This window comes from Silvanigrella paludirubra, from assembly GCF_009208775.1.
Taxonomy (GTDB): domain Bacteria; phylum Bdellovibrionota_B; class Oligoflexia; order Silvanigrellales; family Silvanigrellaceae; genus Silvanigrella; species Silvanigrella paludirubra.
On record NZ_WFLM01000001.1, the window covers coordinates 157,112 to 177,934 of the forward strand.

A 20,823-nucleotide genomic window follows, 5' to 3' on the forward strand; every position below is an offset into this window, starting at 1 on the left:
CTTTTTATACTCTTTAATTACAATCTATATTGAGTTCTCCTATTTTAAATTTAATAAATTTTGGGAAGGTTAAAATGAAAAATTTTATGAAAAATATTCTTTTTGTCCTTATTGTAGGTGCTTTTTGTTTACTTGCTTCGCGTGCTCATGCTGTAGGCTCTGCTGGTTGCGGGCTTGGTTCTGTTGTTTTTAAAGGAAATGAGTGGTGGAAGCAGATTTTAGCTATGACGACAAATCATTTAACAAGTTCACAATTTATTGGGATTACAACAGGGACTTCAAATTGTGCTCCTGGATTATTTGGGATTGTTCAAAAACAAGAAGACTATGTTGTCGCAAATTTTTCAACTCTGCAAAGAGAAGCTGCACAAGGTAGTGGCGAAAGTTTAAATGGTCTTGCTTCTACTCTTGGTTGTGAAAATTCAAGTTTCCCAAGTTTTGGGGCTTATACTCAAGAAAAATACTATGAGATATTTTCTGCTCAAGATGCAAAAGAAGTTTTACAAAATATAAAGGTAGAAGTTGAGAAAAATCAGAATCTTTCTAGAGAATGTAAATTCATTCAAATTTGAATTTTGTTAATTTAGCAATACCTCCTAAAAAATATTTATTTCACACATAATTTAATATTTTATTGATAAAAATCTTAAAAAATAAAAAAATATCCTATTCGCTATTGAATGCTTCAATTTTATCTGTATTATTTTTTGCAGTCAAAGACGGAAGTCGTTCTTTACTATTGCTTAAATGGAGTTTTTCAATGAAATTTTTAGTTTCAAAAAAATATTTAGGATTAGTTTTAGCATCTTTATTAAGTACTGCTACTTTTAGTGCTTCAGCTGATGTTGGAATTGCTGGCTGTGGACTGGGTTCAGTTGTTTTTAAAGATAATGGCAGAGGCAGCCAAATTTTAGCTTCTACAACGAATGCAACATTATGGAGCCAAACATTTGGAATAACTTCTGGTACTTCTAATTGTGGATCTGGAGTTGCAAAACAAGCCAATAATACTATGAAACTAGATTATGTTAATGCTAACCTTTCCACACTTCAAAGAGAAATTGCTCAAGGTAACGGTTCAACTGTGAATGGTCTAGCAGCTGTTGTGGGTTGTCCATCAAGTTCTTATGCTGAGTTTGGTGCTTATACACAAGACCATTATAGCTCTATTTTTACATCTAATAATGCAGAAGAAATTGTAAATAATATAAATCAAGAAATGTTAAAAAATTCTGAACTCTCTAAATCTTGTAATCTTGGTAATAGTTAGCTTTGGCAAACGGAATAAAGAAAATTTTAATTGCTATATTATTTTTTTACCCTTTATTCCTATCTGCTCTGGAAGATTCTCGTTTACAAAGTGCAGAAAACTATTTTATAGAAAAATCGCGTAAGCTATCTCTTTCTCAAAAATCAGAATGGCGAAAAATACTTTTTTATCAAAATAAATATTTTAGTGCTCCAACAGGAATTGTAGATGGGAAAGATTTTTATCTTTCAGAGGAAGGTAAAGTAAATTTACAGTCTGAAATGGAAGCAACAATTAAAGCTTTTTTTTCAGGGGTTGAAAATAATGATTCAGCGCATTGTAAATTTCCAAGAAGATTAAAATGGCTTAAATCATATTTAGACGATGATAAATATACTATACCTATTACGAAATGCAGCAATTTAGAGAAGTGGCTTGAATTCGTGAATCCGAATGGGGCTGTGCTTATTTTTTCGTCTTTTTATATTAATAATCCTTCAAGTATGTTTGGTCATACATTTTTAAGAATAGTGAATTCAAATGATCCATTAACGGATTCGGGTATCAATTTTGCAGCGAATCCTGATACAGAAAATATGATTTTTTATACTTTTAAAGGCTTAACTGGGCTATTTGAGGGCAAATTTAGTTTGTTACCTTATTCAATAAAGGTACAAGAATATAACAACTCGGAAAGTCGGGATCTTTGGGAATATGAATTAAATCTAAGCAAAGAACAGATTATGAATATGGTATTGAGTCTTTGGGAAGTTGGCGACAATCGAATAGATTACTTTTATATAGACGAAAATTGTTCCTATATTTTATTAGCTTTATTAGACACGGCAAATGATGATTTTAATTTTGCTAAAAATTTTTGGATATGGGTTAACCCGTCTGATACTTTAAGAGTTGTTTATTCTTATCCGAACTTGATTAAAAATGTTACATTTAGGCCATCTTCCGAAAAAAGGTTTCGCTACCGTTACGCTTTGTTAGATAATGATGAAAAAAAATTATTTGCTTCTATTTTGGATCAAAAAAAAGATTTTTCAGATTTAAAGGAAAATTATTCTAAAATAAGTGCTTCAAAAGTTTTAGATGCCGTTTCTGAGTACATTGACTATAAAGAAAATTTAGCAGGAACAGAGGAGTCTAAAAAATATCCCTTATTTAGAAAACAACTATTATTAGCAAGAGCCTCTATAGGAATTGTATCTAGTCCCTTAAAAATAGAGCCTCCCGATTCAGATCGTCCTGAAAAAGGTTTACCTGGGGGACGGATAGGAACATCTTATTCACACTCCTATTTTTCAGGAAATTCATTTGATTTAGAAATAAGTCCCGTCTTGCATAATATACAAAGTCCTTCTACGGGTTATTCGAGAGAAGCACAAATTGAATTGCTGAATACAACGTTACGTTATGAAGCGAATTCAAAACAATTTTTTATACAAAAATTAGATCTTGTAAATATTATTTCTATACCGTCATTAAACCCTCCTTTATATCCGGTCTCATGGAATTTAAAATTGGGAATGGAACAGGATTATGACTGCGATAAGTTAGGCTACAATTCATCATGTGTAAGATATTCTTTATCAGGGGGAGCAGGAGCGTCTGCATTATGGGAGCCCATTCAGCTCTATTTTCTTCCTCAAGTAGACTTTGCTTACCAAAATGAAAATGCGTTTGAAGTATCTGCAGGTACTTTTTCTGGATTTACTTTTAAGACAAATGAATCTTCGATGTTTTCATCTCGTATTGAGTGGATGAAACGTTACTCTGTATTATATCACTCATGGCGTGATCATTTATTGTCAGAGTCTTCTTTCTCTTTTCAGCCTTTTTTTAACTTTGAATGTAAAATATTTTATAAATATAATTTTATAAATTATGATTGGCAGACGGGATTGGGTTTTTACTGGCATTTTTTTTAAATTTTTGGGTGCCAAAACTTTGAAAATTTTTCATTTCTATGAGAATGATTATTTCATATACTGTAAGCGGGATCTTTATTGATCCCATTCCCATTGCACGTTTTGACTGGAGTCCCTTTTATGGTAAAAAGTGAACTAATCGAAATCCTTTCTTCAAAGGCAGATGTTACTTCCCCTCAAGCTGAAGAACTTATCAATATGTTTTTTGATACGATTTCTGAAGCTCTTACAGAGGATGGCCGTGTAGAAATTCGCGGTTTTGGCGCTTTTACTGTGCGCAAATATAAATCTTATGATGGCCGCAACCCAAAAACAGGAGAAAGAATTGAGGTTCCAGAAAAGAAACTTCCATTTTGGAAAACAGGACTTGAACTTCGTCAGCGTGTGGATGGTTTAGGTTGAAAATTGTTGATGTCAAAATCGGCAAAATTAAAATTCCTCTAAAAAGGCCTTTTAAAACGGCTTTAAGAACGGTTTATTTTGCTGAAGACATCATTGTAAAATTAATTACCCAATCTGGGTTAATTGGTTTTGGTAGTGCTGCTCCTACTTTTGCGATTACGGGTGACTCCCTCGACTCCATTTCTTCTTGTATACTTAATGAACTCAAACCCAGAATAATAGGTCTTGAACTTACAAATATCGAATGTGTTATGAGTAAGCTTCATGCTTCTGTGGTTAATAATACTTCTGCTTTATCAGCTATAGACATGGCTATCTATGATCTTTATGCTCAATCCTTAAATTTACCACTATATAAATTTTTTGGTGGCTATCGTAACCTTGTTTTTACATCTGTTACAATTAGCGCCAATCCTCCCGATGTTATGGTTGCAGACGCGCTTGTTGCTTTAGAAGATGGTTTTTCCGATTTAAAATTAAAACTTGGGGTAGATCCAAATTATGATTTAGATCGTGTTAAAGCAGTTCGTGCTGCAGTAGGAAATCTAATTAAAATAAGTGTCGATGCCAATCAGGCTTGGGGAGCAAAAGAGTCTGTCCGCATGATTCATAAATTAGAACAATTGGGTTTAAATATAGAATTTGTAGAACAACCTGTAAAAGCAAAACACATCGAAGATCTTTTATATGTTACCCAAAACGTAACAACGGATATTTTAGCAGACGAATCCGTTTTTTCTCCCTATGATGCCTTTCAAATATGTAAACAAAAAGCAGCCGATCTCATCAATATCAAATTGGCAAAAGCGGGTGGCTTTTACCAAGCAACAAAAATATTAAATTTAGCGGAATCGGCGGGTATCGAGTGTTTAATGGGTTGTATGTTAGAAAGCCAAGTTGCTGTTACAGCAGCTGCTCATTTTGCGGCAGCAAAAAAATCGATTGTTCGTTGTGATTTAGATCCTCCTGCCTTGCTTGCAGAAAATCCTGTCATTGGTGGTGTTTCTTTAGATGGAAATGTTCTGACTCTAAATGAAACAGCAGGTCTTGGAATTAAAGATATTATAGGTGTTCAATATTTATAAATTGAGATATAAAATAACTTAGTTATTAAAAAATGAGAATTTTAAACTCAAAAGAATTAAAAAAAATTACGTTCTATTTATTAAAAATAAAACGTAAAAGTTCCTTTTGCATTCATAGGGGAAACCATGCGGTTGTAACCTGCAAATGGATATTCAAATTCGGCAGTGAATTCAGCGGGAATTCTATAAGGTAACCCACTTACTTTTGTCCCAATAGAAGCAGAATAATATTGTTCATAACCATGATCGGGGTGCATTGAGGATTCTCCTAAATAAAACTGATCACCCACAGTATATATTGGTTGTCCATTTAAATAGGCTTTTGCAGCAATATTATATTTAGCTTGTGTATATAAACCAGACCATTTTAAACTTTCAGAAATATTTCCAAGCCCCCATGCTGCTTGTAAAAATCCGATATGATGAAGACCTTTTCTCGAAAAGGTAAGAGTGTTACCTTGTCCATCACCACCTGATGCATTTGGATTTTCTGTATTTGAAGAAGTATTATCGAGCATACTCGTTCTAGTTAAATCGGCTTTAGTTATAGAATACTCAGCTACGTGTTGCCAACTTAAAATAAGGCCTGGGACAGCAACATAGTCTAAATTCCAACGAAGAATGGCATCATAAGTACCACCACCTGTAATTAAAGTACCATCACCACCAGTGGCTCTCATTGCTGTTACGATATTAAATTTTCCTGTTGGTATACGAAGTCCACCACCTAAAGAAAAATATAAAGGAACATGTCTTAATGGAGATTCCTCTGAAATAATACTCCATAAAACTCCAACTTGAATATCACCTAATCCTGTTGCTCCATTTGTTGGTTGTGAAGCTGTTAATAAAATATTTCTAATTTGATCTTTGATTGAGCTTGCAGAAGTAATATTAATTGTTTCACCCGTAGGTAAAGTGATTGGCAGTGAGAATGTATTTGGAATGGAGCCGCCGCTATTTATATAATTGGCACAACTTGCTTGTGTTGTGTTATTTCCACATAATGCGCCACCACTAACTTGAGAGAGTTTTGATGAAAGATCATTTAATACGTGATTATAATATTTTTGATATAATTCAGAGTTTGCTGCTACTGTATTTCCGTTCATACCAAGTTGATAAGAAGTAACAAATGGTATTCCTATTCCTAAAGAAACAGAATTAGATAGCCCGTATTGAATTTGAGCTCCTGTTATCCAACGTTTATAGGTTAAACCATTATCCACTTGACTCCCATTACTATCGAATCCCTGATTTCCAAAACTATAAACAAGCGCCGTATCAATTTTAAAAATTCCTTTAGGTAAGGTCTTTCCAGTAGGTAGTACAGCGTATTTTGGGGCACTATACCCTTTTTCACCAAGACCACCCGCAACATCTTGGGTAGGATCTATTTTTTCTTGATGATTTTTTTGTTCTTCATTTTGTGCTAACAAAATTTCTTTATTTAATGTTTTATCTTGGGCGTTTGCATTTAGATATAAAGCAGAGCTTAATATTGCAAAAAGAGGAAAAGTTTTATTCATTTTATTTAAAATGGGTGAAGCAAAGAAATTATTTTTAAAATTGAGCATATATGTCCCTCTAAATGCTTTTAATTAAGTATCATATAATCTAGGTGGCAAGCCTACCATTTTAAATTAGAGAGAGAGGATAGGTAAATACATTAAAATTCTTAGCATCATAAAACTTTTTATGCAACTCGAACAATTTTTTTTTGAGACTTGCCAAAATTAATATTAAAGTATACTTATAACAATAAGCCAACTATTAAAGAATCTTAGAGAGAGATGAAGGGTTGGAGCGGAGTATATTAGAGGAACTCCTCGCAATACAATTTTAAAAATTATAATCAAAGAGTAATTTAGTACTCTATTGATTTTCTATGTCTAATTTAAGAGGTATCTTTAATATGATAAAACGCCGTATTGTTTATTCAGCATCAAGTCTTTTATCGGTCTTGTCCATTGTCGGATGTAACTTTAAAGGCAATACGGATATGCAGACAGATAGTAAAATAAATTGTGCTAAATGGGATGCATTTGCAAATCAAGTTGGTATTCAAACTTGTGATCAAGCGGTTCTTGCTACAAATAAAAGTGGAATTGTCGAATATTTAAAACAGGCACCAACTCATTTTAATCCTAGTGGTGACAAGTATAATGACGTTACAAATTTAGTGGAAAAATATGTAAAAGAAATGGCACCAAAAACGCAAGCAAGTGAAATTGTCAGCGTGAAAAAACTTGCCGATGTTTTAAAAGAATCTGGATTTAAAGAACATACTTCGGATAAAAATATAGTCAATTCTATTCCTTATTTTGAACGCGATGTAACTGATGAAACTGGTAAAGTAACAACCCCAGGTTCTTATAAAGACTTGAGTGGATATAAAACTTTAAGTGGTTTAAATGATAATTCAGAATTTGAAATTTATTCTACTAAAGAAGGTTTTGTTGATAAGACGGAATCTGCCAAAGGAACAGCATATGTTCTTACTTATAAATTAAATGGTTCCGATCAAAAATATTCTGCCATTGTTACTGTACCAAATAACGTACCAGTTGGTGAAAAGTTACCTCTAATTATGTATGCACACGGTGGTGATGCTGGTCTTTCATTTAGAAATATGGCAACCATTCTGCAAAATAATTTATCCAAAGGAATTGTTGCGGCTCCTAGTTTTCCGGGAGAACCTATTTGTTCTATTACGACAATTGGTGGTTCAGCAAAAAATAACTTTGTAAGAAGTTGTGGCGATGCTTCTTATCAAGTTATTAATCCAGCGGTAAATCCAGAAGGTGAAAAATCGCCTTTAGATAATGATGTAAATGCTTTTTTAGGGTTGCATAATGCGATTTTTAGAATTTATTTAAAAGATAATAAAAGTATTGATAAAATAAAAACAGGTCAAATAGATCCTGACTTTACTCGTGATCTAAAGAAATTAGATTTTTATTTACCCTATTCAGATACGTTAGATATGAATTCAATCGTTAATAATTTAGCAGGACCTAAAACAATTGGTGTATCAGATAGTCGTGGTGGTTCTACATTATTAGCCGCTGTTGGTCGTTCTGGTGTCTTATTAAAAAGTGTTTTTTCATCTGGCTTAGATAAATTAGATATGGATAATCTTATTTTTCCTCCTTTATTTAGTTCTGCCGCTTTATTTTATTCTCCTTCATCTTTATTAGTGGGCAGTTTTAGAATTATCACTCAAAATTTAATTAGTGGTAATATTTATGATACAAGTAGTTTAAATGCTTTGCCTATGATCCCCGATCTTAAAAAGAATAAATATTTTACAAATTATATTAATACTCCTGTGGGACAAGATAAAGATCAATTAAATAATTTAGTTGGATGGGTTGCTTCTTCGGATATTACTTATCTCGCACCATACACTTCCGTTGCAATGCAAAATTGGAGTGTTTCTTTACCTTTTATTGGAAAATTATTTTCAATAAAAATGGGAATGATAGATGATGAAATAAAAACAATTTTTAATAAAGAATTCGGAAAATTTTATCAAAAAGCAAGTATTGATAAACTACCAGATGGTAAGGATAATTCAATTAAGTATTTATTCAACTATTTAGATAAAATTAGTACTAATGATATCTCAAATAATAGTTCAAATAAGTCATTGATAAATTATATTTTTGAAGCATCAAATAAATCTGTTGATCCAAATTCTGCTAAATGCAATATCATGGCAAATTTAAAAGTTGGTGCAAAAACAGATTGTTCAATTGCAAATATTTTAGATAAAGGGGAAGAGGGGTTCAATTTAGCCAAGCTCGACTCTTTTAATAGTATATTAGAAAATATGACAGATGATCAAAAAGGTTTAAAAGTTCTGTTTAGTTCTGCTGAAGATAAATCGGCAGCTATTTTAAACTTAATGACAACATTAAAAGAAACCGATTCTAAATTATTAATAAATTATTTAATTGTTCTATCTTTATCCGCTTTAAATAAGCAAGATTCATCTATTCAACTTACACCATCTGCTTTATTGGCAGAAATTGGTTCTGCTATTAAATTAATTACAGATAATCAAGCTTTAATTGCTGAACAAAAACCAATTTTAGAAAAATCTCTTAAGGCAATTCAAGAAAATATTTTATCTTATAGAAAAACAGCTCCTGGCTCCATTATCTTTATGCATTCAACGCAAGATTCCGTGGTACCTTACACTCAATCGGTTATAGCTAAAACAGCGATGGATTCCGTATTTGATGCTGTATATGGTGAACAAAAACTTGCAAAAAATCCTTTAACAAGTTCACAAGTGCCTGCACTTGGTTCTCAATTATTTGCATTTCAGCCAGACAATAGTTTTTATGCAGTTAATTTAGGAGATAAAACCTTAGATGGCAGTATATGTGAAGAAAAGAGTTATGATGGCTCTTTTGCGGCAAATTATAATACAACCGTAAAAAAATGTTTTGGCAATCATCCTTTATCTTCATTTGGAGATGGGCTTCTTTCTCATGGAGATTCAGCTGTTCGGACAAGTCGTTTGATTAGTGTATCATTGCTAGGCTCAAATTTTGCAAATGCCAAGGTAACGATTTCAAATGCGTTACTTTATGGGAATCAAACCTTTAACCCTGAAAATAAAAAACCTGTTCCAGCTTCACAAAGCAATATTAAGGCACAATTTACTTCGTTTAATTATTTCTATAAATTGGTGAACAAAGTAGATAATTTTTATTCTACTGAATTACCTTGTAAACCTGAAAATAAAGTTACTGGAATATGTTATTTAATGAATGCCGATTCAAATACAAATATTCCTTTGTTTAATAGAACTCTATTACAAGATGCAGCCTTTCAAAAAGACGCAATTGTAAATGGAAAATATGATGAAACTGCTCAGAGAAATACTTTAACTCCAACCGATATCTTTACTCTTTGGATGGATAGCTCTGCAAAAGAATCATCAAAAGCTAGTAATTAACCTTTCTTAACAAAACACCTCTTAATCTAAAAGAGGTGTTTTTTTTTATTCAAATTCTGTTAACTTAATATTATTTTTTATTCCTTCACAATGAGGTTATGAATGAAAATTTTTTTTGATGAATATAAAGTAAATATTGAGCAAAATGTTGTTTGGGGCGAAATGGATGCTTTTCAACATGTAAATAATACGGTTTATTTTCGTTACTTTGAGAATGTTCGTCTCGAATATTTTCATAGAATAAATTTGTTTGATGTTATGAAAATTTATGGAATAGGCCCTGTTTTAGCATCGACGCAATGCCGATTTAAAATTCCTTTAACCTTCCCTGACAAAATTCATATTGGCACTAAGGTGTTTGAATTAGGGGAAGATTATTATCTTATGAAATATTCTATTTATAGCCATCAATATGAAAAAATAGCCGCTGAGGGCGAAGGTAAAATTGTTTCATTTTCATTTGCTGAAAAGAAAAAAAGTAAACATCCAAAACAACTGTATGAAAATATTTTAGCATTAGAGGGGGAGCAAATACTTATAAAGTGAATTATTTTCTCATTGCTTCAACTCGGAATCCCCAAAATTTCATAATTTTCTTCTAAAAATTTCTTTAATAGGTCTGAAATCATGCAGCAAGAAATAGAAAAAAATTCTTTGGCATTAAACTTCTCATTTTTTTCTTTTTCTAAAAGTTCTAATTCTAAATTGTGTGTTAATGTAGCAATATTGGATAAAGCAAATTTAGAAAAATAATTTTTGTATTCAAATAGTATATTTTTTCCAATAGTAATATCATCGCAATCTAATAAAGTAACATTTTTAACTGCAATTTCTTTTAATATTTGATCAAACTCAGTACGTTTTTTGATAATTTCAATAATTGTTAAATTTTTTGTATGATACTCCTCTAAAAATTTTTGTTTTTTAATATGCTCCGTAATATCACTGCAGCAAATTATAATTTTGTGAGGTTTTTTATCAGAATCTAAAATAGGAGTATAACTCATTTTTATAGTCTTATTTTTTACTTCAATTGTTCCGGGAAGCATATTAAAAATAGATTCCAAGTTAAAAATATTTTCAAAATATTGTTTAATGGATAAAATAAAAATATCTTTTTTACTTACTTCAAGCTCATCAAAAACTTCTATGATATTTCTACCCGAGATATCATTATTAAAAATATGCAAACAAGATTTAGAAACAACATCACTTGTCATTAAGTCTTTATTAATAATAAAGTAACAATCTTGCATGTTGTCAAGAATTTCTTTCATTTTTGTTTTTTCATCAGACAATTTTTTCTCTATAAAAGTATAATAAGTATTTACCGTAAAGTAAATTTCAATAAATAATAAATCACTTGTAATCGACTGAGCTTCAAATAATTCGATGACATCCGTAAATTTGTTTTGCCATAATTTATTTAAAATTGAATTTAAATTACCAAGAGAAGCTAAATAAGCATCATTCGGAATTGATCTTATATAATGCATATAACCTATTTTAATTTTTTCTTTGTAATACTCAATATCAAAGGGGCCTGAAAAAATATATTCAAAGTATTTTTGATTTACTTTCATAAGACGCTCTATTTCAGCGTGCCCTTTAAAATATTTTTTGATTTTGTCATTATTTAAATTATATTCATAAAATTCTTTTATGATATAATCAATATTTTCTTTAATTATAGGAGCTAATTTTTTAGCTTTATTTTTTTTAATATCGTCAAACTTTAAAGCGAATTCAAGATCTTCAATTTTATTGTTTAAAAAGTAGTCTTTTATAAATAGATTAAAACCTTCTATATCTAGCATAGTAATCATTCTTTCTTAAGAGATATCATGTTTAAAGATAATTCTAATGATATCATTTTTTAATATTGCTATTGAATAGAAATTTATTTGACATGTCTTCATAATAATTTTAAAAATAAAGCATTATTAGAGTGTTGCATTCGAGGGGAATTACTTTTACTCTGCTTAAATTTTACCTAGTTGTTCTTTGACATACCAAAAGCACGTCATTTAATAAAAAAACTATTTTTACGACATACTAAGAGATAAATTTTTTGAAATAAAGGTTTCAATGGCAAACTTTGAAAGCAACTTAAAATCATTATTTAATATTTTGGCAGACTTACGGCAGGAGTTTAATTATTTAAATGTCGAAGCTGAAAATTTAAATGAAATCGCAATGAATGCGGCTGTGACAGCGGGACAAACAGGAAAGTCGATTCGTGTCTATACTGAAATTTCAAATCATATCGCTATTTCTTCAAAAAAAATGAAAAGTTTTATTCTTAAAAATAGAAATGAAGTCAATTCTATTTTAAATTTAACTTTAAAAATATTGTCAAATGATATGATGAATAATAAATATCATTTAGTGAATAGTAGTAAGTCATTAAAAAACAATGTTCTATTTATTGATGAAAAGATAAAAATATTAAGAAAATTAGAATATAAGACAATTAAAGAATTGATAACTCATGTTTATCAAACAAAATCATTCTTAAAATCAATTTTACAACTTCAATATAAATTATTTGGTGTTTATAACTGTTTACTTATTGAAGCAATACAACTAGAAGGTACTTCTTATTCAGCTATAAAAACCTTGAGTGAGAGTTTATATCATTCATTTGAAATAACAATTTCATCTATAGATAAATTGTTTTTAATTTTAAAAAAAATATCACGTTTAGTTAAAGTAATTAGTTTAAATTATTAAATGAGGAATTATGCTTACAAAAATTCTTTATGAAGATAATCACTGCAAATGGGTTATGTTTGGACGTGACCCACAAAAGAAAAACAGTGTTATTGATACCAATGAGTACGCTATTATTGTCAATAATGAAGCTATATTATTAGATCCAGGTGGGATTGAAATTTTTCCAGCAGTATTAACGGCAATCTCAGAAATTTTAGATGTTAAAAATATCAAAGCCTATTTATGTAGTCACCAAGATCCTGATATTATGTCTTCACTTCAATTATGGCTAGGCTTAACACCCGATGCAAAAGTTTATTTATCCTGGCTTTGGGCTGGATTTATTGCACATTTTGGTGGTGAATATGTAAAGAACTTTGTTTCGTTACCAGATGAAGGGGGGCCATTAGAATTTAATCAAAAAAGATTTGAATTTGTGCCTGCCCACTATTGCCATTCTTCTGGTAATTTTCATTTTTTTGATCCGGAATCAAAAATATTTTTTTCTGGTGATATGGGAGCAGCTTTAGTTCCTGTGGATTATCCAACCATAGTAGAAGATTTTAAAGAACACATAAAGTATATGGAAAAATTTCATCAAAGATGGATGCCTTCAAATGAAGCCAAAAATAGATGGGTCAGTCGTGTTCGAAAATTAAATCCAAAAATGCTTTGTCCACAACATGGCGCTGTCTTTACGGGAGAAAATGTTCATAATTTTTTAAATTGGATTGAAGAACTAGAAGTAGGAAAAGCAAAATAAATGAGGAAATATTTATGAGTGGCGCAGCTTTATTAGATGAAAATAAATTAGATACCATTTTAACTAATTTTATGGCATCTGAAAAAAATGTAGAAGAGCTTTCTGTAGCTTTAAATAAAATTGAAAAAATGGTTTTTACGGTTCGTGATATTTCAACAAAAACCGATCTTTTATCACTAAATGCTTCAATAGAAGCCGTACGTGCGGGGCAGTCTGGAAAAGGTTTTGCTGTTGTGGCAGATGAGGTCGCTCGGCTTGCAGAAAAGACCCAAGATTCTATTTCTGAGATAGAGACTGCTGTTGATTCCTTTAAAGATGGTTTTGAAAATTTAAGAGAGTTTTTAATTAAAACAAAAGAAATGATTAAAATGTCAATGGAAAAAAAGTAATAAAAACGCTTTCCTATTTATGGAAATAATATGGAATTTAATGATGAACTTATACAAATATTTAACGAAGAAGTAACCGACCTAATTGAACGGAGTCGCAACTCATTAGATAATTTTTTATTATCAGAAAATAAAATTGAAAAATTTAAAGATGTTTTAAGAGTCATACATACTATTAAGGGAAATGCAGGAACAATAGGCTATAATGATATTCGAAAATATTCTCATGACTTAGAAACCTCGCTTTTAGAATTTAAAAATAATGAAAATAAAGTAGACAAAAGCGCTGTTGATAAAATTATTAAGTTTTTTGATTATGTTGAAAGTATAATTTCAGGTGAAGTTGTTAGCCCTTACCAAGAACCCGATCCCTCTCAAGAAAAAAAAGATTTTGAAATATTTGAAAAAGTAGAAGCTAGTGTTGAAAAAAAAGAAATGGAAATTTTTTCTAAAGAGGAAGAAAAACCAAAATCTTTAGCCCTAAATAAAAATAAAGAAACAAATAATTTAGAAAAAATGGAAATTAAAGAAAATAAAAATTCAAAAAATATGAATGATTATATTCGAGTTCCAACAGATAGGCTTCAAAAAAACTTTGATGTTATTTCGGAAATATTTTTAATTCGAAATCAAATGCGTTATTTGGTTGAAAAATACGCTGCAGAAGGTGTTTATTCAGACCTTTTTTTCCAAGATTGGGAAATTCTCGATAATTCGCTCCGAAAAAGTATTGGCGAGTTAGAAGGAATTTCTATGTCGATGCGTATGACTCCTATTAAAAGTTTATTACGCAGAATGGAAAAGACAATACGCAGTTATTTAGAAACTTCTTCTGATAAAGATATTCGTGTTGAAATTGAAGGAGAAGATGTCGAAATTGATAAAAAAATAATTGATTCTCTTGCGGAACCTCTTATTCATTTAACTCGCAATGCCATGGATCATGGAATTGAAACAAAACAAGAAAGAATAAACTTAGGCAAAGATCCTCAGGCTGTTATTAAGTTTGAAATTCAAATAGTAGCAAATGAAGCTATTTTATGTGTCAGTGATGATGGTAGAGGAATAGATGAAAATAATGTATTAAAATCTGCAATAAAAAAAGGTTTAAATGTAAGTAATGTGCAGACAAAAGAAGAAATAATCAATCTTATTTTCTTACCTGGTTTTAGTACTGTTGAAAAAGTGAGTGATGTTTCTGGTCGTGGAATTGGGATGGATGCAGTAAAAACTTATGTGGAAAGTATTGGTGGAAATTTAGGGATAAAAACAGAAATAGGCAAGGGAACCGAATTTAATCTCAAACTTCCTTTAGGTATGTCTGTTGTTCCTGTTATCATTGCAAAAGCAAATAATATTAAATTTGCTATATTAAATAGTGAAGTTTTAGAATTAAAAAAAATAAATCCAAAAGAAGTTATTCAAAATGGGAATGAGAGATATTATAAACGTGGTAATGAATTTATAAAATGCATTAATATTGAAGATGGTTTGTTTTCGCATCTAAAAAAAGAATCTGATTTTTATGATCAAAAAGAGAAATTATCTATTTGTATTATTGGCCAAACAGGAAAATTAATTGCTGTTCAAATTGGAGAATTTTTAGAAAATGCAGAAATTGTTGTAAAAGAATATCCATCTAGTGCTCCCAAATTTAATTATGTTTCAGGAATTTCTATTTTAGCAACAGGAGAACCAACATTTTTAATTTCACTAAACAAATACTGTGAAAAAAATACGAATATGATTGTAAATAAAAAAAGTGGTGAATTATGATAGACATCAATCAAATTAAAAAAAATCAATTAATAATAGATAAAAAAAACTTAGAAGATATCGATCAATTTACACTTATTCGTTTTCATGTTGGTGATAAAAATTATGCAGTTGATATTAAAAATGTCCACGAAATATTAGAGTCTATTGATTATACTCCTTATCCAGAAAAATTAAATAATCATATTGGAATTTTAAATGTGAGAGGGGAAATTATTCCTTTAATTCAATTTGATAAAAATTTTTCATTTAACAAAAAAGATAAATTTAAAATTATTATTTTGGAATTTGAAACAGGTAAATTAAATGCAATTAAAACAGATAAAGTTCATAAATGTACTCAAAAATCTAAATTTTTAATTGCAGGTCAAACAATTAATTTAAACGGTATTCCATCATTTTATATTGACGAAAGCAATTTTGAAAACTTATTTAAGGAAACTGCATGATAGAGAATCAGCAAATCATTAACAATGCAAATGAGAGAAGTATTATTATTCTCCCTTTTTCTTTAGTGAATAAAGAAATAGAGCTTCATATGTGTTTAAATGTTCAAAAAATTGCTGCTGTTATTGAAGTCGGTGAATATTCTGTTCTTCCAGGGGTTATGCCTCCCTTTGTTTATATGATAGACATGCAGGGCATTCCTGTCCCCGTTCTTGAATTAAGTAAACTGGTAGAAAATAATGATTTAACTCAATCTCAAGTAAAATCCGTAGATAAAAAAAAGCAGACAAAAAAAAGAATCATAGTTTGTCATGTTCTTTCCATTTATATAGGTATTATAGTAGATTTCACTAAGAAAATAAAAACAGTACAAAATGCAAGTTTACAGCCTATTCCCGAAATCTGGGAACAAAGTAACAGTTTTTTTGTAAGTGGTTTATTGAATGAAAAAGACTATTATCGTTATGTATTTGATATAGAGAGATACATTTCAAATATTGGATTAAATATTGGAAGTGTTTCTAGTGAATTTAAAGAAAATAATCACATTTTAAAGGGAAAAAAAGGCCTTGTTGTTGAAGATTCTCGTGTCTATCAGCTCTTAGCCAAAAAGTTTTTTGAAAAATATGAAATGGCATTAGATTTGGCTGCAGATGGAAAAATAGGATTAGATTTATTACTTAAAAATGCAAATAAATATGACTTTGTGATAACGGACATTGAAATGCCTAATATGAATGGAATAGAAATGATAAAACAGTTTAAATCTATTCATAAAAATTCAAGTTTGCCTATATTATTTCACTCCTCTATTTCTAACCCAGAATTTAGCAAAGATTTAATGGGTGAAGGCTATGGAGATATGATAACAAAGTTTAATGAAGAAACTTTATATCAATCTATTATAAATTTATTTCATAAAAATTAATATATAAAAAACCTCAGAGCTTGTTAAAACTCTGAGGCCAATTTCTGATTATTAAAAAGGTTTATGGTTTTTTTGGAATTGTAATATCTAACATGATTACAATATTTTGAAATATATTTGGATCATGCCAGTCGATTGCTTGTAAGTGAAAACCACCCACATATTTTCCAGGGGCTAAAGAAGCATTTAAAGCAGGATCAAATTTAACTGTAAATCCTTTAGAGAAATTACCACTTGCTTCAGGACCACAAGCAATTCCAACAGCAGTTGTTAATGGCCAATTTGTGTATGTAGGACAATTTCCAGGAATACTGTTACCTACTAAAGTAATTTGATTTGTGCTTGAGTCAGTTAAGTTATGAATATTTATATTAAATGTTGGAGGGTTTTTTCCTGTATCGCCACCCCAAGTAATGGTATGAGCTTTGTCTTCTTTTGAGTTAGGTAATACATAACCAATTGAATGGCTTGCTGGTACTTTATCTTTATAGTAATTTGTTTTGTCTAATACAGATGGTGCATTTGTTTTTCCATCGTAAATTAAATCAAAGCTTACAAAATTAAAGTTTGAAGCAGTAAATCTTTTTTCTAAGTCTGTTACTCCAATAACAAATGTTCCTGGATTATTAGAAGTAATATTTAAATAATATTTTGCCCCAGAAGTTGAAGTATATAATACCGCTTTATCTAATGCAGATGTTTTTTTATCATTATCCACAGAAAATTGAAGCGCTGTGCTTGGGTCTGTAGGCTTTAATTCTTCCTTATCTAATTTTAAGCTTGTAATGGATATTTTACAGTTTTTGTCTTTTGCTAATTTTAAAATTTTTGAATCTGGATTCAATTCTTGGTTAGTTACTTCAGAGGAATCGCAAGCAGTAGCTATTTGAGCACTGAACACAGGTGTAACATTGCTATTAAATAGGCTATAAGAAGATTTTGCTATTGTTTTATAAATATCTCTTAAAATAAACCCAGTTTCTGTTTTTGGTAAAGTAACAATAGTAATGCTAGAACCAAATAAATCACCTTCTTTTAAGCTCAGAGTATTTGATGAATTCAAGTTTATAGATTTGCCACCAATGAGCTCATTGCAATTTGTTCCATCAATTTTACATTTAAAAACAGAACCAGTTCTTTTGCCAGAAACATCTTTTCTATTCATCGCGCCAATGTAAATGCTATCACCAATTACGGCAATACTAGATCCAAAATTGTCATTGACAGCAAGTCCAAGTGCTTTTCGACTTGTTTGGTTTTGGCCACCAAGAAGTTCTAGACAGTTTTTACCATTTAAATCGCATTGAAATACAGATCCTGTATCGTATAAATCAGGAACATTTGTTTGACCACTATCTCTACCAATGCCACCGATAAAAATATTGTTTTCATTCCCTGACAAACTCACACCAAAATTATCATTTGTAATTAATTTTAAAGGCGCTGTATCAAACTGAATACAATTTTGGCCTGATAAATCACATTTGAAAACAGAGCCATTAAAATTATTTTTATCTTTTGCACCAATATAAATATTAGAGTTTGATATATATATTGCTGTACCTAAATGATCATTTACTTTTAAATCTTTTTTAATCGTACTATTTGCATTTTTACCTGCAATAAATTCAGTACAATTTGCACCTTCACTGTCGCATTTAAAAACAGCACCAAAATCATATAAATTTGTTTGTGATGGAGTACCGCCGTCTCTACCAATGGCACCAGTATAAATCGCGTCTTTTGTTGCAAATAAACTTGTACCAAAGTTATCATTTGTAATTAATTTTAAGGAATCAGTTGCAATAATTGTGCAGTTTTTACCATTTAAATCGCATTTATAAATAGCGCCATTCGGATTTTTTGCTGCTGGTTTGTTGTACTGATCAAATCCATTTTTATAATTAGATCCAATAAAAATATATTTATCATTTGCTGAAATACTTGAACCAAAGGAATCGTCATTTTGTAACTTTAATTCAGGAGAGCTAGGTAGACCTATTTTTCCACCTAAAAACTCAACACAATCTGTACCATCTAGACTGCATTTAAAGACAGATCCCGTCTCTGATCTTCCTTTAGCACCAATAAGCAAATAATTTTGCATATTTGATGCTGGATTTTCATTTACAACATTGGCTGAGGCATTTTGAGAATCGCTACCACCACCACTACCTCCTCCTTTAGAGCAAGAAGAGAGTAGAAAAAGAGTCAATAAAAACGATAATGTTTTTATTGATAAAGACCTTTTACTTTGAGATTGAAAAGGATAGTTCTTCATAATTTTCTCCTAAGTTGTTATGATTATGAACTGTTATCCTTATCGGTTTTGTCAATAAAGAATTTAGAATTAAATGTTTAATATTATTTATTAATGTTATTAATGTTTTAGAAATATCAATTTAAATATTATATTTTTAGAATTAGTCTAAATTTAAGATACTTTGCTTTTGGGTCTTGCTTAAGAAATAGGAATGAAATTTATTTTTTCTAAGGATATCACAAGCTGTTTTGCTTTTTATCCCAAATTTACAGATTAAAATTAATTTTTTATTATAAAAATAGTGTTTATTAGCTAGTTTTTCAATTTTATTATTATCAAAAAAATGATAAATAGATTTTTGAATAAAGGGTATACTTTGTTGTTTTAAAGTTAAGTATTGTTTTGTTTTTTTAAAATCTTCATCTAAATAAATAATGAAATAGTTGTCATTTCTGTTTAATATATGTTCAAAATTAATTTCATATTGATCCTTTTTTAATTTCGATTTTATTTCTAATGAATATTTATAATTACAACATAATTCACACTCTAAATTTTTAGTCCAATAATATTCTTTAAATGTATTTTCCATAAAATTAAAATTAAAATAGTGATTAATTTTGGAATTAGGATTTAAAATAATAAACTTAATAATTTCATTTGCTGCAAAAGAACCCATTATGCCGCAAATAGGACTGAGTACACCCATTAAAGAACAATTTTCATTTGATTCAATAATATCTGGAAATAAACAATGGTAACAGCCATATCCTGGCTTAAATAAACAGTAGTGAGCTTTAGTTTGAAAGATTCCAATATCAACCCATGGTATATTATATTTTAAACTTATGGTATTTATTATTTTTCTAGTTTCAAAATTGTCACTAGCATTTAAAATAATATCAAAATTTGTTTTCATTTCATTAAAAATATTTTCGGTAAATTTTGTATTATAAAAACTAATATTGAGGTCTTTATTATAATTTTTTAAATTTTTAGATAGTATTTCAGCTTTATACTTTCCAATATCTTCTTGTCTAAAAAAAATTTGACGTGATAAGTTCGATTCTTCTATAATATCAAAATCAATAATCGAAATATGTCCAATTCCACTTGTTGTTAAATAAATAGAAGAACTATGTGATAATGCACCTGCTCCAATAATTAAAATTTTAGTTTGAAATAAACTTACTTGGCCTTCTATGCCAATAAAAGGAAGAGCTATTTGTCTAGAGTATTTATTTAAATTCATTATTATTCGCCATATTTAGCCAATCTTTTATTCTTTCTTCAGGACATGATGAGCTCATAAAATCATGAATAATAGAAATACTATCCGCACCATATATGTAAATTTCATGTGCATTTTCTAATTTAATCCCACCAATAGCAACTAAAGGAATACTTTTTGGAATTTTATTTCTCCATATACTTATTTTTTCTATTCCTTGAGGTGAAAATTTCATTTCTTTTGTTTTTGTAGGAAAAATTGGCCCCAATGCAATATAAGAAGGGTTTAATTCTAAGGCATAATTTAATTCATTTGTATCATGCGTACTTAAACCGAATCTAATTTTATTTTTATGAAGAGAAGATATATCTGCATGAAATGAATCTTCATACCCTAAATGAACTCCAAAAGCTTTATACTTTAAAGCAATTTCCCAGTAGTCATTGATAAAAAGCTGGCAATTATGACTTTGACAATATTGTATTGAATTTTTAATTTCATTTTCGATTTTTTGAAGACTATTATTTTCTGTCAGAGGATCTAATTTAATTCTTAATTGAACTGTTTTTACACCCCACGAAATTAATTTTACTATCCAGCTATAGCTATCCGCAATGGGATATAGTTTCATATTTTGTTTTTCTTCAAAAAGCATGAACAACA

At 29.7% G+C, this 20,823-nt stretch carries 18 protein-coding genes; 13 read left to right on the top strand and 5 right to left on the bottom strand.

Going from position 1 to position 20,823, the window contains the following annotated elements; all coding sequences use genetic code 11:
* The first annotated feature begins 74 nt into the window (after nucleotides 1-74).
* The 5 genes from GCL60_RS00955 to GCL60_RS00975 all read left to right on the top strand — a co-directional run bounded on the left by GCL60_RS00955 (nucleotide 75) and on the right by GCL60_RS00975 (nucleotide 4,676).
* A complete protein-coding gene (locus GCL60_RS00955) occupies nucleotides 75-572 on the top strand; it encodes a DUF3015 family protein (RefSeq protein ID WP_153417984.1) in 498 nt (165 codons plus the stop codon).
* A 188-nt stretch (nucleotides 573-760) separates the two neighbouring features.
* A complete protein-coding gene (locus tag GCL60_RS00960; RefSeq protein WP_153417985.1) occupies nucleotides 761-1,270 on the top strand; it encodes a DUF3015 family protein in 510 nt (169 codons plus the stop codon).
* A 2-nt stretch (nucleotides 1,271-1,272) separates the two neighbouring features.
* Nucleotides 1,273-3,189, top strand: a complete 1,917-nt coding sequence (locus GCL60_RS00965) for an Lnb N-terminal periplasmic domain-containing protein (RefSeq protein ID WP_153417986.1) — start codon at nucleotides 1,273-1,275, stop codon at nucleotides 3,187-3,189.
* Nucleotides 3,190-3,267: 78 nt separating this feature from the next.
* Nucleotides 3,268-3,591: an HU family DNA-binding protein gene (locus tag GCL60_RS00970; protein WP_202613980.1), complete on the top strand. Its 324-nt coding sequence runs from the start codon at nucleotides 3,268-3,270 to the stop codon at nucleotides 3,589-3,591.
* Nucleotides 3,588-4,676, top strand: a complete 1,089-nt coding sequence (locus GCL60_RS00975; protein ID WP_153417987.1) for a mandelate racemase/muconate lactonizing enzyme family protein — start codon at nucleotides 3,588-3,590, stop codon at nucleotides 4,674-4,676. The genes GCL60_RS00970 and GCL60_RS00975 overlap by 4 nt, the downstream gene beginning before the upstream one ends.
* Nucleotides 4,677-4,756: 80 nt before the next feature.
* On the opposite strand, the gene GCL60_RS00980 is transcribed toward GCL60_RS00975, so the two are convergent.
* Nucleotides 4,757-6,253 carry a hypothetical protein gene (locus GCL60_RS00980; RefSeq protein WP_153417988.1) on the bottom strand — a complete coding sequence of 499 codons (1,497 nt, stop codon included), beginning with the start codon at nucleotides 6,251-6,253 and terminating at the stop codon, nucleotides 4,757-4,759.
* Between the two features lie 338 nt (nucleotides 6,254-6,591).
* On the opposite strand from GCL60_RS00980, the gene GCL60_RS00985 reads away from it, so the two are divergent.
* Both GCL60_RS00985 and GCL60_RS00990 read left to right on the top strand, forming a co-directional pair.
* Nucleotides 6,592-9,648 (top strand): hypothetical protein, encoded by a 3,057-nt coding sequence (locus GCL60_RS00985; RefSeq protein WP_153417989.1) that lies wholly within the window; start codon nucleotides 6,592-6,594, stop codon nucleotides 9,646-9,648.
* Nucleotides 9,649-9,750: 102 nt separating this feature from the next.
* Nucleotides 9,751-10,194: an acyl-CoA thioesterase gene (locus GCL60_RS00990; RefSeq protein ID WP_153417990.1), complete on the top strand. Its 444-nt coding sequence runs from the start codon at nucleotides 9,751-9,753 to the stop codon at nucleotides 10,192-10,194.
* A 17-nt stretch (nucleotides 10,195-10,211) separates the two neighbouring features.
* Here GCL60_RS00990 and GCL60_RS00995 read toward each other — a convergent pair whose 3' ends face one another.
* Nucleotides 10,212-11,465, bottom strand: a complete 1,254-nt coding sequence (locus GCL60_RS00995) for a protoglobin domain-containing protein (protein ID WP_161998026.1) — start codon at nucleotides 11,463-11,465, stop codon at nucleotides 10,212-10,214.
* 271 nt (nucleotides 11,466-11,736) lie between these two features.
* On the opposite strand from GCL60_RS00995, the gene GCL60_RS01000 reads away from it, so the two are divergent.
* Genes GCL60_RS01000 through GCL60_RS01025 form a run of 6 tightly spaced genes read left to right on the top strand, consistent with a single transcriptional unit; the run spans nucleotide 11,737 to nucleotide 16,666 of the window.
* Nucleotides 11,737-12,381 carry a hypothetical protein gene (locus GCL60_RS01000; protein WP_153417992.1) on the top strand — a complete coding sequence of 215 codons (645 nt, stop codon included), beginning with the start codon at nucleotides 11,737-11,739 and terminating at the stop codon, nucleotides 12,379-12,381.
* Nucleotides 12,382-12,391: 10 nt separating this feature from the next.
* Nucleotides 12,392-13,126, top strand: coding sequence for an oxygen-binding di-iron domain-containing protein (locus tag GCL60_RS01005; protein WP_153417993.1), 735 nt, complete (start codon nucleotides 12,392-12,394; stop codon nucleotides 13,124-13,126).
* Nucleotides 13,127-13,140: 14 nt separating this feature from the next.
* The gene (locus GCL60_RS01010; protein ID WP_153417994.1) at nucleotides 13,141-13,515 is read left to right on the top strand and encodes a methyl-accepting chemotaxis protein; all 375 of its coding nucleotides are present in this window, start codon (nucleotides 13,141-13,143) and stop codon (nucleotides 13,513-13,515) included.
* A 30-nt stretch (nucleotides 13,516-13,545) separates the two neighbouring features.
* Nucleotides 13,546-15,291, top strand: coding sequence for a chemotaxis protein CheA (locus GCL60_RS01015; RefSeq protein ID WP_153417995.1), 1,746 nt, complete (start codon nucleotides 13,546-13,548; stop codon nucleotides 15,289-15,291).
* On the top strand, nucleotides 15,288-15,740 hold the full coding sequence (locus GCL60_RS01020; protein WP_153417996.1) for a chemotaxis protein CheW: 453 nt from the start codon (nucleotides 15,288-15,290) through the stop codon (nucleotides 15,738-15,740). Before GCL60_RS01015 ends, GCL60_RS01020 begins: the two co-directional genes overlap by 4 nt.
* Nucleotides 15,737-16,666, top strand: coding sequence for a chemotaxis protein CheV (locus GCL60_RS01025; protein ID WP_153417997.1), 930 nt, complete (start codon nucleotides 15,737-15,739; stop codon nucleotides 16,664-16,666). The genes GCL60_RS01020 and GCL60_RS01025 overlap by 4 nt, the downstream gene beginning before the upstream one ends.
* Nucleotides 16,667-16,727: 61 nt before the next feature.
* On the opposite strand, the gene GCL60_RS01030 is transcribed toward GCL60_RS01025, so the two are convergent.
* The 3 genes from GCL60_RS01030 to GCL60_RS01040 form a co-directional block, all read right to left on the bottom strand.
* The gene (locus GCL60_RS01030; RefSeq protein WP_153417998.1) at nucleotides 16,728-18,947 is read right to left on the bottom strand and encodes a hypothetical protein; all 2,220 of its coding nucleotides are present in this window, start codon (nucleotides 18,945-18,947) and stop codon (nucleotides 16,728-16,730) included.
* Nucleotides 18,948-19,089: 142 nt separating this feature from the next.
* A complete protein-coding gene (locus GCL60_RS01035; RefSeq protein ID WP_153417999.1) occupies nucleotides 19,090-20,181 on the bottom strand; it encodes a HesA/MoeB/ThiF family protein in 1,092 nt (363 codons plus the stop codon).
* Complete coding sequence (locus tag GCL60_RS01040; RefSeq protein ID WP_153418000.1) at nucleotides 20,168-20,815, bottom strand: thiamine phosphate synthase; 648 nt, start codon at nucleotides 20,813-20,815, stop codon at nucleotides 20,168-20,170. Before GCL60_RS01040 ends, GCL60_RS01035 begins: the two co-directional genes overlap by 14 nt.
* Between the last annotated feature and the right edge of the window lie 8 nt (nucleotides 20,816-20,823).

Excerpts from the sequence above, each read along its gene's own strand:
- GCL60_RS01005 (WP_153417993.1), top strand. The coding sequence starts at position 12,392 with ATGCTTACAAAAATTCTTTATGAAGATAATCACTGCAAATGGGTTATG.
- GCL60_RS00980 (WP_153417988.1), bottom strand. The coding sequence starts at position 6,253 with ATGCTCAATTTTAAAAATAATTTCTTTGCTTCACCCATTTTAAATAAA.
- GCL60_RS01035 (WP_153417999.1), bottom strand. The coding sequence starts at position 20,181 with ATGAATTTAAATAAATACTCTAGACAAATAGCTCTTCCTTTTATTGGC.
- GCL60_RS01040 (WP_153418000.1), bottom strand. The coding sequence starts at position 20,815 with ATGCTTTTTGAAGAAAAACAAAATATGAAACTATATCCCATTGCGGAT.
- GCL60_RS01025 (WP_153417997.1), top strand. The coding sequence starts at position 15,737 with ATGATAGAGAATCAGCAAATCATTAACAATGCAAATGAGAGAAGTATT.
- GCL60_RS01000 (WP_153417992.1), top strand. The coding sequence starts at position 11,737 with ATGGCAAACTTTGAAAGCAACTTAAAATCATTATTTAATATTTTGGCA.
- GCL60_RS01020 (WP_153417996.1), top strand. The coding sequence starts at position 15,288 with ATGATAGACATCAATCAAATTAAAAAAAATCAATTAATAATAGATAAA.
- GCL60_RS00990 (WP_153417990.1), top strand. The coding sequence starts at position 9,751 with ATGAAAATTTTTTTTGATGAATATAAAGTAAATATTGAGCAAAATGTT.
- GCL60_RS00985 (WP_153417989.1), top strand. The coding sequence starts at position 6,592 with ATGATAAAACGCCGTATTGTTTATTCAGCATCAAGTCTTTTATCGGTC.
- GCL60_RS00995 (WP_161998026.1), bottom strand. The coding sequence starts at position 11,465 with ATGCTAGATATAGAAGGTTTTAATCTATTTATAAAAGACTACTTTTTA.
- GCL60_RS00960 (WP_153417985.1), top strand. The coding sequence starts at position 761 with ATGAAATTTTTAGTTTCAAAAAAATATTTAGGATTAGTTTTAGCATCT.
- GCL60_RS01010 (WP_153417994.1), top strand. The coding sequence starts at position 13,141 with ATGAGTGGCGCAGCTTTATTAGATGAAAATAAATTAGATACCATTTTA.
- GCL60_RS01030 (WP_153417998.1), bottom strand. The coding sequence starts at position 18,947 with ATGAAGAACTATCCTTTTCAATCTCAAAGTAAAAGGTCTTTATCAATA.
- GCL60_RS01015 (WP_153417995.1), top strand. The coding sequence starts at position 13,546 with ATGGAATTTAATGATGAACTTATACAAATATTTAACGAAGAAGTAACC.
- GCL60_RS00955 (WP_153417984.1), top strand. The coding sequence starts at position 75 with ATGAAAAATTTTATGAAAAATATTCTTTTTGTCCTTATTGTAGGTGCT.